Source organism: Chlorobaculum thiosulfatiphilum, assembly GCF_006265165.1.
GTDB lineage: Bacteria > Bacteroidota > Chlorobiia > Chlorobiales > Chlorobiaceae > Chlorobaculum > Chlorobaculum thiosulfatiphilum.
This window is the reverse complement of the sequence record NZ_VDCH01000005.1, coordinates 60228-72237: the sequence shown is the minus strand read 5'-3', so window position 1 is coordinate 72237 and position 12010 is coordinate 60228. Positions and strand designations below refer to the sequence as shown.

The window sequence follows — 12010 nt, the reverse complement described above, 5'->3', positions numbered from 1 at the left end:
CCGTCAAATGGAAATTCGATGCATTGTTCACTCCACAGTGACAAGCTGCCGAGCCTGCCCTGACCTCCTCTACTTCTTCTTGCTGCCGACAAACCAGGTCAGGGCTGCGGTGACGAGCGAGATCGCGCCGCCGAGCCAGATCAGCTCCTGTTCGCCATGCCATTTGATGACGTGACCAAGAAAGACGACCGCCATGACCACGACGATGACGCCGATCAGCTTGTTTTTGAGATCGTCGAGGGTGTGGATGACCAGCCAGGCGGGAAGAGTGATTGTATCGTCGATGAACAGCTCGTACAGCCCCAGCGCAGTGATGAAAAAGACCGTGCCGAGCAAAAACAGGTCGATGGATTCGATGAAGCCGAGTACGAGGATTTTGCCTGTCTTGCCGGAAATCTCCGCGTGCATGATGGTATCGGCGATGAGCTGGAACACCGAAATACCGCCATACACGAGCAGCGTCAGCGCGGCCAGAAAGGTTCCCGCAACGGCGATGAGTACCAGGTAGCGGCTCGAAGAAAGCAGTTTTTGCATCATGTGCGGTAGGGAATAGAGGTTATCATGTTGAGGCGGCAGCGCATAATTTAAGGAATGCGGTAATCAATCGAAACGGCTTCAGACTACCGGGCATCGCTAAAAAGTGTCACGAACGGCGTGAGGGCAAGGCTGTTGGATTGACGAAACCGGAGCGTACAACAGAGTACCAGAGAATTTCGGGCGCCGCCCGACGCGGCAAAAGGTCGCGCAAAAGGTTTTCAGATGCGCCCACAAGAAAAGATGGGCGGGCCATGATGATAGCCACTTGTTCAGAACAGAGTCAGATCAGTCGCAACAGAAACAAGCCCGTTAACAGAGAAATGTTTTACGGCGTTAAACGCTACTCTCTTTTTGAAAAAAGAGACGACATGCATATTTCAGCGGAATTATTGCGCAATACTTATAAGGGCATCTCTAAAAAGTCGAATACTCCTCTGAAAATCACCTAAAAAACTTTATTAATACATCTGTAAAATCGCTTACACACTGCAATTCTCACTAATTCAGCTACCTCATAAGACTTTTTAGAGATGCCCATAATATAAGCCATAATATTCTTTCCATAGAAACGACTCTTTTAACGGCATTAACAAAGAGTTAACAAACCGCCTTATTCGAGACAAAAAGGAAATAATTCAGATACGTATTATTTCGGCCACAATAAAAAAACAAAATACATCTCTTACGCCAATATAATTGCCATTCCTTTTTTACTGCCATTGCCGTATAAGGATCGCAGCGCCACGTCAGACGATATCAATAACAAGTGAAAAAGATCGTTCTTTTTACCTGCAAAAAGAAACCAAAAAAAATATTTAAACGTTACTTTAAATATGTATTTTCTTCTATCAAAACAATGAAACACGTTGACACAGCATTAAATATCAATAAGTTACGCAACACAGTCAAATCTCGCGAGACTGCTTGACCGCCATGAGAATCAGATGGCGGAAGTTATAGAAATAAAAATTCGGCAATATTCGCAAACAAAAACAGATTATTATCTAAAACCATCCAGCATTACGCGTTTTTATACCGTTTTATTTCGGAACCATTACGCAAGAAATAAAATCTTGAAATACGATGAAAATATTCATCACCACAGTGCAAAACAGAACCGCGTCTCCTGTTATTGCATTCATATTTTAAAGCGCTAAAAAGTCTCGAAGTAAAATAACACGTCTTGGCGCTGACGCTTGATTGAGTAAAAGACAAAGTGTGGATTGCCGTAACCAAAACGATGATCGCGATGACACATTTCATGAAAACATTATTGATTGCGTTGATAGTATTGTTCCCTGCTATCGCAAATGGCACAATGACCATACGCAATTATTCCGCAGCGAGTCACAGCCGCTTTTACACCGGGGCTGACAAAAATTTCATTGGCGCCCTCTACGACTTCTCGGGAGTCGGCTACAGCAGCGATGGACGTTGGGCGACACTGGTGTCCGATAACTACTTTATCTCAGCCGCCCACTTACATCCGGCGACAGCTCAGACGGTGACGTTCTGCACAAGCAATGATCCCAAAGGGACAAAGTACACCTACACGGTGGCTGGTGGTACGAAAATCGGATCGACTGACCTCTGGATTGGCTGGTTCGATACAACGGTCAATCCATCCATCGAACGCTACCCGATCTTGACGTTGCCCGAAAATAACGATTATGTCGGCCTCGAACTCTACAATTACGGAAAGCAGGACATTGTGGGACGAAACGTCGTGGAGTTTCTATGTTCTTCTTCTTGTGGAGGATCGACAGGGTTTGTTGCCGGATACGACTATGACAACCATGACGCTCTATCGGTAGGAGGCGATGAAACCTACATCATTACAGGCGATTCAGGTGCGCCCAGTTTTACTGTTTTCGACTCCAATCTGACCTTGTTCGGAATCCATTGGTCGCACACGAGTTCAGTCGCAGTCGAAGGGGCGATTTCTTACGATACCTTCGTTCCGAAATACTTTGATGAAGTCAATGCGGTTTTGGCTTCGGGCGGACAATCGTTAGAGGCGGTGCCGGAGCCAGGCATGATCTGGTATTTGATGGTCATCGCAGGCGCTCTCGTACTCCAGAGACGCCGCCATGCATTGCCGTAATTGCTCGTGGATGAGAATTACGCCGATGTCAACATTTTTTATTCGAAAGCAGTAGCCGACATGAAAAAATTTTCGCTGCCAATACTGATGGCGCTGCTGATGGCTCTCCCGACGGTCAGCCGTAGCGAAATGATCGTGCGCGATTACACTCCGGCGCGACATGGGCGGTTCTATCACGGGAGCGGCAAAGATTTTGTCGCCAATGGCCGCGACTTTTCCGGCGTGGGCCTCGGCAGCACGGGGCACTGGGCAACGCTGGTGGCCGACAACTGCTTTCTTTCAGCCAATCACCTCCATCCCGCCGTGGGTGAAAAGGTGACGTTTTGGGCCACAAACGAACTGACGGGAGCAAGTTTCACCTACACGGTAACCGGCGGCGCGCGCATCGGCACGACGGACCTCTGGGTCGGCTGGTTTGACCAATCGGTTACCGTCGATCGTTCGATAGCGCGCTATCCGATTCCGTTGCAGCCTTTTCTGAAAAGGTATCTCGGCCTCGAACTCTACAATTACGGAATGCGTCACCGGATCGGCAGAAACGTGCTGGAGGTTATCGCCCCATATTCGCTTGGTGGATCGACGGGGTTGACTGGTGGCTACGATTACGACAACAACGATACTCCGGCGGTTGGGGGCGATGAAACCTGCCTGCGGGTCGGCGATTCAGGCGCTCCGAGTTTCGCTGTATTCAACTCCCGACTGGCCCTGATCGGCATCCACTGGTCGGTCACCCGCAACCCGGAAAGCTCGATCGACACCTTCGTTCCGGAATACTTCGACGCAATCGACAAGGTGCTCAAGAAACGAGGGCAGGCGCTGCGCCGGAGCCTGTGAGCGTATTTCGCAGCCGCGCTGACAGGCTTCCGGATACCTGACTGTCGCGAAGCTGCTTCCGGCTTCAGCGGATCGAAAACGCAATAACACAGGTTGGCCCGTCACGTCTCGATGAACGGGTTCACAATAGTCAAACCCATGATTTTCTGGCCGTTGTGAAGGTCTTCTGAATAGAGTATATCGCAATCTCCCTGTAGCGCGGCGGCGATAATCAGGGAATCGTAGTAGCTGTAGCCCCATCGCTCCTTCACGTCGAGTGCTGCGCGACAGAGGTCTATCGTCGTGTTGACCCTGCAAAGTCCGGCGAGCACCGAATCCAGATATTTCCGGCAATCCGCAACAGAGAAGGGAACCTCGAATTTCCTCGTCGCTACGTTGATAAACTCCTGAACGACCTGCGAACTGACAATACCCCTGCCGTCCTGCAAAGCATTTCTTATCAGGCTGGTCGCCATCTCCTTCTTTAAGACATTCGACGGATCGAAGGAGTAAACGAAGATGTTGGTGTCGAGGAAATGGTTACCGCTCATTCATCTCCTCCCGGCTGAACGTTCGCCCCGGCTTGACATAGTCAAGGGATTGCATCAGTGCATCAAACTCCTTTGCCCGCGCTTCAGCGTTGACGTATTGCTGGAGCCACCCCCTGAAGGTTTCGTTCAGAGTGGTACGCTCACGCTGAGCCTTTTCCCTCGCTTTGCGGATCAACTCTTCGTCTGCGCTCATGGTGATATTTTTCAACATCAGCTCTCCTTTTCAATTTTCTTAGCGTACACGATTCTCGTGTGTAATATACCACGGAACCAGCGAAATGGTTCACAAGGCATTCCTCGAAATCGCTATCGGATCAGGAATCGGTGAGTTCGATTTCGATGGAGAGAAACTACTCCACCCGCTCGAAACACGCCACGGTTTCGATGTGGTTCGTCTGCGGGAACATATCCACCGGCTGTGCGGAACTCATCTTGTAGCCTCGGGCGGCGATCTCTTTGCCGTCGCGAGCGAGGTTGTCGGGGTTGCAACTGACGTAAACGATGCGCTCGGGCTGGAGCTTGAGCATGGTGTCGAGCGCTTTGGGGTGCATTCCAGCGCGCGGGGGGTCGGTGACGATGATGCGGGGTTTGGCGTAGGGGGCGAGCGCTTCCTGCATGGCGTGGAAGTTCTTGAGGTCGGCCTGGAAGAATACGGTGTTCGAGAGGCCGTTGAGTTCGGCGTTCATCTCGGCGTCCCTGACGGCGCTTTCGACCACCTCGATGCCGATCGCCTGACGGCAGTGGCGAGCGAGGTAGAGCGTGATGGTGCCGGTGCCGCAGTAGAGGTCGTAAACAGTGTCCTCCGGCGTGATGCCGCCGACGGCGATGATCTGGTCGTACAGGGTTTCGGCCTGGCGGGTGTTGGTCTGGAAAAAGGAGTTGGCTGAAATCCGGAAGTCGAGGTCGCCGAGCCGTTCGGTGACGTAACCATCGCCGCTGATGACGTACTCCTGCTCGCCGGTGGCGACGGTGTTTTTGCGCGTGGTGACGTTGTTGAGGATGGTCATCCGCTGCTCCGGCATGGCCGCTTCGAGCCGCTCTTTCAGCGCCTGCATCAGCGCCGCGTCGTACCACGAGGTGACGATGTTGACCATGAGCTGGTCATGGCGCTCGCTGTAGCGGAGCGCGAGGTTGCGCAGGTAGCCTTCGTGCGCCTTGGCGGCATACGGCGCGAGGCCGCGTTCGAGGGCGAAGTCGCGCACGAGGTTCAGCACCTTGTTCATGCAGGGCTTGGCGAGGTAGCAGGTGTCGAGGTCGAGCACCTTCTCGAAGTTGCCCGGCGCGTGGAAGCCGAGCGCGAAGGTTTTCGGCCTGGCGAGTTCATCGCTGTCGATCTCCGTCTGGAGCAGGTAGCGCATGTTCGAGCAGGAGAACTCCACCTTGTTGCGGTAGTGCAGCGCGTCGGGCGCGGCGAGCACCGGCAGGACGCTTGGATTCTCGAAGCCGCCGATGTGCGCGAGCGAGTCGGTCACCTTTTTGTGCTTGTAGCGGAGCTGCGCCTCGTAGCTGACGTGCATCCACTTGCATCCGCCGCAGGAGCCGAAGACCGGGCAGACCGGCTCGACGCGATCCGGCGACGGCGTGAGCACCTCGATGGTGCGCGCTTCGAGATAGCGCTGCTTGACCTTGTAAACCTGCGCCGAAACGCGGTCGCCGGGCGCGAGGATGCCGGAAACCATCACGCCCATCCCCTCGGCGGTTTTGCCGAAGCACTTGTCCTTCTCGGCGTGGTCGGTGATGATGAGTTCGATAGTGTCGCCTTTTCTGTAGCGGATTTCCTGTTGTTCCAATGGAGTGTGAAATGAGCGCTCCGCAGGGGAGTCGCGGTGAATCAATACTGTGCAATGAGCGGCGGCCCCGCGAGCAGCGCCGCGCCGAAGACGCCCGCGCTGTCGCCAAGCAGCGGCGGCAGAAGCGGAATGTCGAACGAGTGGTTGAAGACGTTACCGGCAATCGCCTGCCGTGCTTCCGGAGCGTAGAGCTGGCGGATGTTGCCCACGCCGCCGCCGATGATGACGAGGTCGGGATCGAGAATGTTGATTACCGCCGCCAATGCCACGCCGAATTTTGTGACGAGGCGGGCGATGGTCTTTCGCGCGGCCTCGTCCCGCCCACTTGCCGCGACGATCTCCCTGAGCGGCGCCTTTCGCCCGCTGAGGGCCGCGTAGTGGCGTTCGAGCGCCGGGCCGGAGATGACCGTCTCGACGCAGCCGCGCCGCCCGCAGTAGCATTTTGCCTGCTCGCCCGGCAGCGGGTTGTGCCCCCACTCGCCCGCGATGCCGTGCGCGCCCCGGATGATCCGGCCATCGCGGACGATGCCGCCGCCCACGCCGGTGCCGAGGATGATGCCGAAAGCGGTCACGCCGGGCCGGGCCATCTCGTCGCGCCCCGCGCCGAGCATCGACTCGGCCAAGGCGAAGCAGTTGGCGTCGTTATCGATCAGAACCTCCATCCGCAGCGCCTCCCGCAAATCGCGCAAGAGCGGCATTCCGTTCAGGCAGACGGTGTTCGAGTTGCTGATGACGCCATCGCCGCCGTCGGCGCGTCCGGGCGTGCCGATGCCGATGATCCGCGGCAAGTCGAGTCCGGACTTTTCAGCCATCGTACCGACGAGGCTTTTGATCTGCATGAGAATGTGGCCGTAGCCCCGCTCCTGCCCGGTGGCAATGCGATGGCGGATGATTGGACGCAGCGCTTCGTCGAGGATCACCCCCTCGATCTTGGTGCCGCCGAGATCGATTCCCCAGCGATTCACTTCGCGCCTCCGCTCTGCATTGCCCGGCGATGCACCACGTTTTTGACGAACCAGGCAAACGCCGTATAAATCAGCGCCGCGCTCACCAGGCCGATGGCGATGCCGCCAAGCACGTCGCCCGGATAGTGTACGCCGATGTAGATTCGCGAAAAGGCGACCATCGAGGAGTAAAAAATCACGACCACGGCGAACGCCTTGTCAACCTTTTCGCCGCGCCAGAAAAAGAGCCAGACGAGGGCGGCGATAGCCGTGGAGTTGGCGGCGTGGGAGGAGGCGAACGACCAGGAGCGGGTCTGGTCGATGAGCAGTCGCACCCCGTCGAGAGCGAAGCAGGGACGGACGCGCTGGAAGAGCGGCTTGAAGATTCCGGAGGCGGTGAAGTCGGCGAGGCCGACCGAGAGAAGAATCAGGGGAATGACGTAGAGCGCGTCTTTCCCCTTTCTGACGAAAATGAAGAGCAGCAGGAGTACGAAAATGTGGCCCGACAGCTTGGGGCTGGTCAAGAGCAGCATCAGGTCGTCCAGCGCCGGGCTGACCAGACTGTGGTTCAGGAGCTGGAAAAGCCACGCATCCGCCTGTTCGAGACCGCCCATCGCCGGTTACTTTTTCTTCCCTCCCTTTTTCGATCCCTGCGCCGGTTTGCTCGCGGCGGCGACCTGCATGGCAGCAGCCGCTTTGTCCTCATCGGAGACCGTGGCGTTGATGTAGGCCTGCTGGGCGATGCTGAAGACGTTGAACATCAGGTAGTACAAGCCGAGACCCGCCGGCATGTTGTTGAAGAACAGCAGCATCATGGCGGGGAACATCCAGAGCATGATCTTCATCTGCTCGTTGGACTGAGCGGTCGGCGTGATCTTCTGCTGCAAGAACACGGTCACGGCCATCAGGATCGGCATGACGGCGATATGGTCGCCGTAGAGCGGTATGGCAAAGCCGAAATCGAAGATCGAATCGGGCACGGAAAGGTCTTTGGCCCACAGGAAGCCGTGCTGGCGGAGCTGGATCGAGGAGCGGAACACGTAGAACATCGCGAAAAGCAGCGGCATCTGAATCACCGTCGGCAGGCAGCCGCCGAGCGGATTGACGCCCGCTTCCTTGTAGATACGCCCGAGTTCGCTTTGCAACTTGGCCGGATTGTCCTTGTACTTCTCCTGAAGCTCCTGCATCATCGGCTGCAAGGCAGACATCTTCTTCATCGACTTGGTCGAAGCCAGCGACAGCGGCCAGGTGACCAGTTTGATGAGGAAGGCGAAGATGATAATGATGAGACCGTAGTTGGTCACATACTTGTTCATCCAGTTGAAGATCGGCAGAATGAGGTATTCAGCGAACGGCCTGGTCAGCCACTCCCAGCCGAAGTCCATGATCTTTTCGAGACCGATCCCAAGCGACCTCACCGTGTTGTAGTCGAGCGGCCCGACATAGAGGCGGTAGTGATCATCCACGACGTTCTGGCCCGCAGGAACCGCCATCTTTAGAGCCGCGACATAGTTCTCGACCTCGCTGCCTGCCATTTTCGAGCCTTGCAGATAGACCCCTTCGGTGCTCCTCTGCGGTATGATTGCCGAGACGAAATACTTGTTCCTGACGGCAATCCATTCGGCCTTTCCGGACTCCTCCTCCCGATAGGATTTCTTGGCGTCGCTGGCGTCGAGCTTGAGCAGACCGCCGCCGAGATAAGCGCCGGCAAGCGCGTTGGCCGACTCGTCTTTGTGATCCTTCTCGGAATAGACAAGACCCCCATCCCAATTGAGCTGGTACTCATTGCCAGCAATGGTCGAACCGAAACCATTGAGCTTGAGATCGTAATCGACCACATAACTGTCGCCGCTGAAGGTGTAGGTCACCGTGATGCTGCGCGCGGCATCGACATCGAGTACATAGCTGACCGAGAGCTTCTCTTTGCCAGTTACCGTTTCGGAGGTTTTGGCGTCGAGACTTCTGAAATAGAGATCGCGCGTGTCGATGCGCCTGCCGTCACTGCTCAGAAAGAGCATGGAGAGCGCGCCTTTATCGCTGGAGGAGACCAGATTGAAGGGCTTGCCGTTCACATCGAAGTGCTTTTTGAGCACAAGCGACTTGAGCGTGGCGCCTTTGGAGGAGAGCTTCGCCGTGAACAGATCGTTGTTGACGGTGATGGTTTTTTCCGTGCCGACTGAGGCCTGCGCGAACGAACCGAAGCTGTCCGCCTTTGCCGTCGCCGCCGCCATTGCCGGAGCAGGCAATGAATCCGTGGGTGTTTTCTGAACCGCCTCGCGTGGAGCCGTCGCCTTTTCAAGCCCCAGCTTCTGCTCGGGCTTCATGAACTGTAGCCAGACGATCATGATCGCAGCAATCAGGGCAAACCCTATCACCGAATTTCTGTCCATTACTTCGAATCTTTTGAATTACCTGCGGATTTCACTGATTTTGGCGGCACCGGATCGTAGCCGCCCTTTGAAAACGGATTGCAACGAAGCACCCTCCAGACGGTCAGCCAGGAGGCGTAGAAAAAATTATGTTGCCGGAACGCCTCGATGGCGTAGTGGGAACAGGTGGGGTGGTACTTGCAGGAGGGGCCGAGAAGTGGTGAAATGAAGGACTGGTAAAATCTTATCAGGAGAATCGGCACGATATTCAACAACTGACCTGGGGTTCTGCCGTTTTGTTCAGTCCCGTGATCCCGTTGATTGTCCATGTTACTCAACTCTGTCATCCTCCCATACCTGCGGCAGCCTGTTCTGGTAAATTTTTCAGCATGTGCCGTATTTCAGCCCGGAACCTCTCCAGTGACGGAATGGCATCGGCCCGGCCCCGGTATAAAAAAGCCAGAATGACCTGCGTCTGTTCTTTCCGACTCCCGGATATAAGCATTCCGGACAAAATATTTTTTTCAAGCCGGTAAGCCTCGCGCATCAACCGTTTGATACGGTTCCGGTCAACAGCTCTCGGAGCAAGCTTCTTGCCGACTGTGAAAAGCACCCTGACCGGTGTCCGTCCGGCCTTGTCAACCGGCCGTGAAGAAGAATAGATCAGCAGGAGAGAACCCCCTTTCAGACGACTGCCCTTGTTGAACAGACGGGAAATGGTGCTCTTTCCTCGAACTATTTCACTCCTCGGCAGAGCATTTGCGCGTTTTTCCGAAAACATGCCAGCGTGGACGCTGATCCGTCCGGAGTTGGAACCGAAGCTCCTTACCGGCCTTTTTGTTAACGTTTCGAAGCGGTCATCGAGCTGCTCACGCTCAGGGAGTGACGGCCCTTGGCGCGACGAGAGGACAGAACCCTGCGTCCGTTCTTTGTAGCCATTCTCTGCCTGAAGCCGTGCTTGTTCCTTCTTTTCCTGTTGCTTGGCTGAAAAGTCCTTTTCATCTCCTCAAAACTCCTCTCGAATGATTGTTTAAAATTACAGGACGTTCAATTTATCATTTTACTCACAGATAAGCAAGAGCCGTCACATTTCCCGTACTTATCAACACCGGTCGCCCCATAACTTGCCCACACTGTGGATAACTTGTGGATAAAAAAAACCAAAACCGCCAAAACCCAACAAGCAGCCGCACCGCAACCCATCAACACATGTGGACAACTTTTGCGGATAAACCCAATAACCTACGACGAAAGAACAAGATAGAATGTTGAAGGATCCATGCGCAAACGCAGTTTCATCAACAGCCAAAATCAGAAGCAGGATTGTTTTTTGTCCACCGAAAGCTGTACCTTGTAAACAGAAAATGTTGATGAATCACCGAAACACCGCATCTCCCAGACAATTCCCATGTCCGATACGATCCAGCAAGAAGCTCCCGGCAACCTGAAAGTAACCCCGTCGCACAGCAAATCTTTTGCGGAAAAGGTGTGGAGCGCTTGCCTTGGACTGATCCAGGAGAACATCAATACCCTTGCCTTCAAAACCTGGTTTCTGCCGATCAGACCCCTTTCATTTTCAGGCAGCGAGCTGACCATCGAGGTTCCGAGCCAGTTTTTCTACGAATGGATCGAAGAGAACTATTCGGTGCATGTCAAGCAGGCGCTCCGGCAGGTCATCGGTCCTGAAGCGAAGCTGATGTACTCCATCGTGATGGACAAATCACAGGGCCAGCCGGTGACCATCGAATTGCCGCACCAGATCGATGCCGCGCCAGCGGAAAGAACTGCCAGGCAAGAAAATCCCGGCCAAAAGGCCCCGACCGGGCGCAATGGAGTGGAAATCGGACGCTCAAGATTCGACAACAACCTCAACCCGAAGTACACCTTTTCAACGCTGATCAGGGGTGACTGTAACTCCCTGGCATTCGCCGCCTCGAAATCGATCGCCCAGAATCCGGGCCAGAACGCCTTCAACCCGCTGGTCATCTATGGCGGCGTGGGACTCGGGAAAACCCATATGATGCAGGCCATCGGCAACTCGGTGCTCGAAAACCACATCACCAACGCCGTGCTCTACGTATCGAGCGAAAAGTTCGCCATCGATTTCGTCAACGCCATCCAGAACGGCAACATCCAGGAGTTCTCCGCGTTCTACCGGAACATCGACGTGCTGATCATCGACGACATCCAGTTTTTCGCCGGCAAGGAGAAGACGCAGGAGGAAATCTTCCACATCTTCAACACGTTGCATCAGTCCAACAAGCAGATCATCCTGTCGGCGGACCGACCGATCAAGGAGATCAAGGGAATCGAAGACCGGCTCATTTCGCGCTTCAACTGGGGACTCTCCACCGACATCCAGGCTCCGGAATACGAGACCCGCAAGGCGATCATCCAGAGCAAGCTCAAGCAGAGCGGCGTATCGCTCGATCCGGTTGTCATCGAGTTCATCGCCACCAACGTCACCAACAACGTCCGCGAACTCGAAGGGTGCATCGTCAAGCTCCTGGCCGCCAAATCGCTCGACAACCAGGAGATCGACCTGGCCTTCACCAAATCGACCCTCAAGGACATCATCCGGTACAACACCAAGCAGCTCACCCTCGATACCATCGAAAAAGCGGTCTGCTCCTATTTTTCGATCACCTCGAATGACCTGAAGGGCAAATCGAAAAAGAAGGAGATCGCCGTCGGACGGCAGATCGCCATGTATCTGTCCAAAGAGATGACCGGCTCATCGCTGAAAACCATCGGCCTGCACTTCGGCGGACGCGACCACTCAACGGTCATTCACGCCCTGAACACCATCGAGAAAAAGGTCGTCGCGTCAAACGATGAGCGCAAGAAGATCGAGGAACTCAGGAAAAGAATCGAAATCATGTCGATGTAACCGGCAAACTGT

Annotated in this window: 13 protein-coding genes; 3 read left to right on the top strand and 10 right to left on the bottom strand. The window is 54.8% G+C overall.

The annotated features are described in order from the left end of the window. Positions 1-69: 69 nt before the first annotated feature. Positions 70-537, bottom strand: a complete 468-nt coding sequence (locus FGF66_RS03965; RefSeq protein WP_139456405.1) for a YqhA family protein — start codon at positions 535-537, stop codon at positions 70-72. Between the two features lie 1240 nt (positions 538-1777). Between FGF66_RS03965 and FGF66_RS03960 the strand changes: the two genes are divergently transcribed. Next, positions 1778-2641, top strand: coding sequence for a hypothetical protein (locus FGF66_RS03960; RefSeq protein WP_139456404.1), 864 nt, complete (start codon positions 1778-1780; stop codon positions 2639-2641). Between the two features lie 60 nt (positions 2642-2701). Then, positions 2702-3475: a hypothetical protein gene (locus FGF66_RS03955; RefSeq protein ID WP_139456403.1), complete on the top strand. Its 774-nt coding sequence runs from the start codon at positions 2702-2704 to the stop codon at positions 3473-3475. Positions 3476-3576: 101 nt separating this feature from the next. Here the strand turns inward: FGF66_RS03955 and FGF66_RS03950 are convergent, their stop codons facing one another. From FGF66_RS03950 to rpmH, 9 genes are all read right to left on the bottom strand, one after another. Beyond that, on the bottom strand, positions 3577-4005 hold the full coding sequence (locus tag FGF66_RS03950) for a PIN domain-containing protein (protein ID WP_139456402.1): 429 nt from the start codon (positions 4003-4005) through the stop codon (positions 3577-3579). Next, a complete protein-coding gene (locus FGF66_RS03945; RefSeq protein ID WP_139456463.1) occupies positions 3995-4213 on the bottom strand; it encodes a hypothetical protein in 219 nt (72 codons plus the stop codon). The genes FGF66_RS03950 and FGF66_RS03945 overlap by 11 nt, the downstream gene beginning before the upstream one ends. A gap of 142 nt (positions 4214-4355) precedes the next feature. Beyond that, positions 4356-5795, bottom strand: coding sequence for a 23S rRNA (uracil(1939)-C(5))-methyltransferase RlmD (gene rlmD, locus FGF66_RS03940; protein ID WP_170181199.1), 1440 nt, complete (start codon positions 5793-5795; stop codon positions 4356-4358). A gap of 41 nt (positions 5796-5836) precedes the next feature. Then, the gene (locus FGF66_RS03935; protein ID WP_139456401.1) at positions 5837-6760 is read right to left on the bottom strand and encodes an ROK family protein; all 924 of its coding nucleotides are present in this window, start codon (positions 6758-6760) and stop codon (positions 5837-5839) included. Further along, positions 6757-7353 (bottom strand): phosphatase PAP2 family protein, encoded by a 597-nt coding sequence (locus FGF66_RS03930; RefSeq protein ID WP_139456400.1) that lies wholly within the window; start codon positions 7351-7353, stop codon positions 6757-6759. The genes FGF66_RS03935 and FGF66_RS03930 overlap by 4 nt, the downstream gene beginning before the upstream one ends. A gap of 6 nt (positions 7354-7359) precedes the next feature. Then, complete coding sequence (yidC, locus tag FGF66_RS03925) at positions 7360-9129, bottom strand: membrane protein insertase YidC (RefSeq protein ID WP_139456399.1); 1770 nt, start codon at positions 9127-9129, stop codon at positions 7360-7362. After that, complete coding sequence (gene yidD, locus FGF66_RS03920) at positions 9129-9380, bottom strand: membrane protein insertion efficiency factor YidD (RefSeq protein ID WP_211341969.1); 252 nt, start codon at positions 9378-9380, stop codon at positions 9129-9131. The genes yidC and yidD overlap by 1 nt, the downstream gene beginning before the upstream one ends. Positions 9381-9451: 71 nt before the next feature. Next, entirely contained in the window at positions 9452-9889 is a 438-nt protein-coding gene (gene rnpA, locus FGF66_RS03915) for a ribonuclease P protein component (RefSeq protein WP_139456397.1), read from the bottom strand. 59 nt (positions 9890-9948) lie between these two features. Beyond that, entirely contained in the window at positions 9949-10110 is a 162-nt protein-coding gene (gene rpmH / locus FGF66_RS03910; RefSeq protein ID WP_139456396.1) for a 50S ribosomal protein L34, read from the bottom strand. 406 nt (positions 10111-10516) lie between these two features. Between rpmH and dnaA the strand changes: the two genes are divergently transcribed. Then, positions 10517-11998 carry a chromosomal replication initiator protein DnaA gene (gene dnaA, locus FGF66_RS03905; protein ID WP_139456395.1) on the top strand — a complete coding sequence of 494 codons (1482 nt, stop codon included), beginning with the start codon at positions 10517-10519 and terminating at the stop codon, positions 11996-11998. Positions 11999-12010: the final 12 nt, after the last annotated feature.

Excerpts from the sequence above, each read along its gene's own strand:
- FGF66_RS03965 (WP_139456405.1), bottom strand. The coding sequence starts at position 537 with ATGATGCAAAAACTGCTTTCTTCGAGCCGCTACCTGGTACTCATCGCC.
- FGF66_RS03960 (WP_139456404.1), top strand. The coding sequence starts at position 1,778 with ATGATCGCGATGACACATTTCATGAAAACATTATTGATTGCGTTGATA.
- FGF66_RS03955 (WP_139456403.1), top strand. The coding sequence starts at position 2,702 with ATGAAAAAATTTTCGCTGCCAATACTGATGGCGCTGCTGATGGCTCTC.
- FGF66_RS03950 (WP_139456402.1), bottom strand. The coding sequence starts at position 4,005 with ATGAGCGGTAACCATTTCCTCGACACCAACATCTTCGTTTACTCCTTC.
- FGF66_RS03930 (WP_139456400.1), bottom strand. The coding sequence starts at position 7,353 with ATGGGCGGTCTCGAACAGGCGGATGCGTGGCTTTTCCAGCTCCTGAAC.
- yidC (WP_139456399.1), bottom strand. The coding sequence starts at position 9,129 with ATGGACAGAAATTCGGTGATAGGGTTTGCCCTGATTGCTGCGATCATG.
- rnpA (WP_139456397.1), bottom strand. The coding sequence starts at position 9,889 with ATGTTTTCGGAAAAACGCGCAAATGCTCTGCCGAGGAGTGAAATAGTT.
- rpmH (WP_139456396.1), bottom strand. The coding sequence starts at position 10,110 with ATGAAAAGGACTTTTCAGCCAAGCAACAGGAAAAGAAGGAACAAGCAC.
- dnaA (WP_139456395.1), top strand. The coding sequence starts at position 10,517 with ATGTCCGATACGATCCAGCAAGAAGCTCCCGGCAACCTGAAAGTAACC.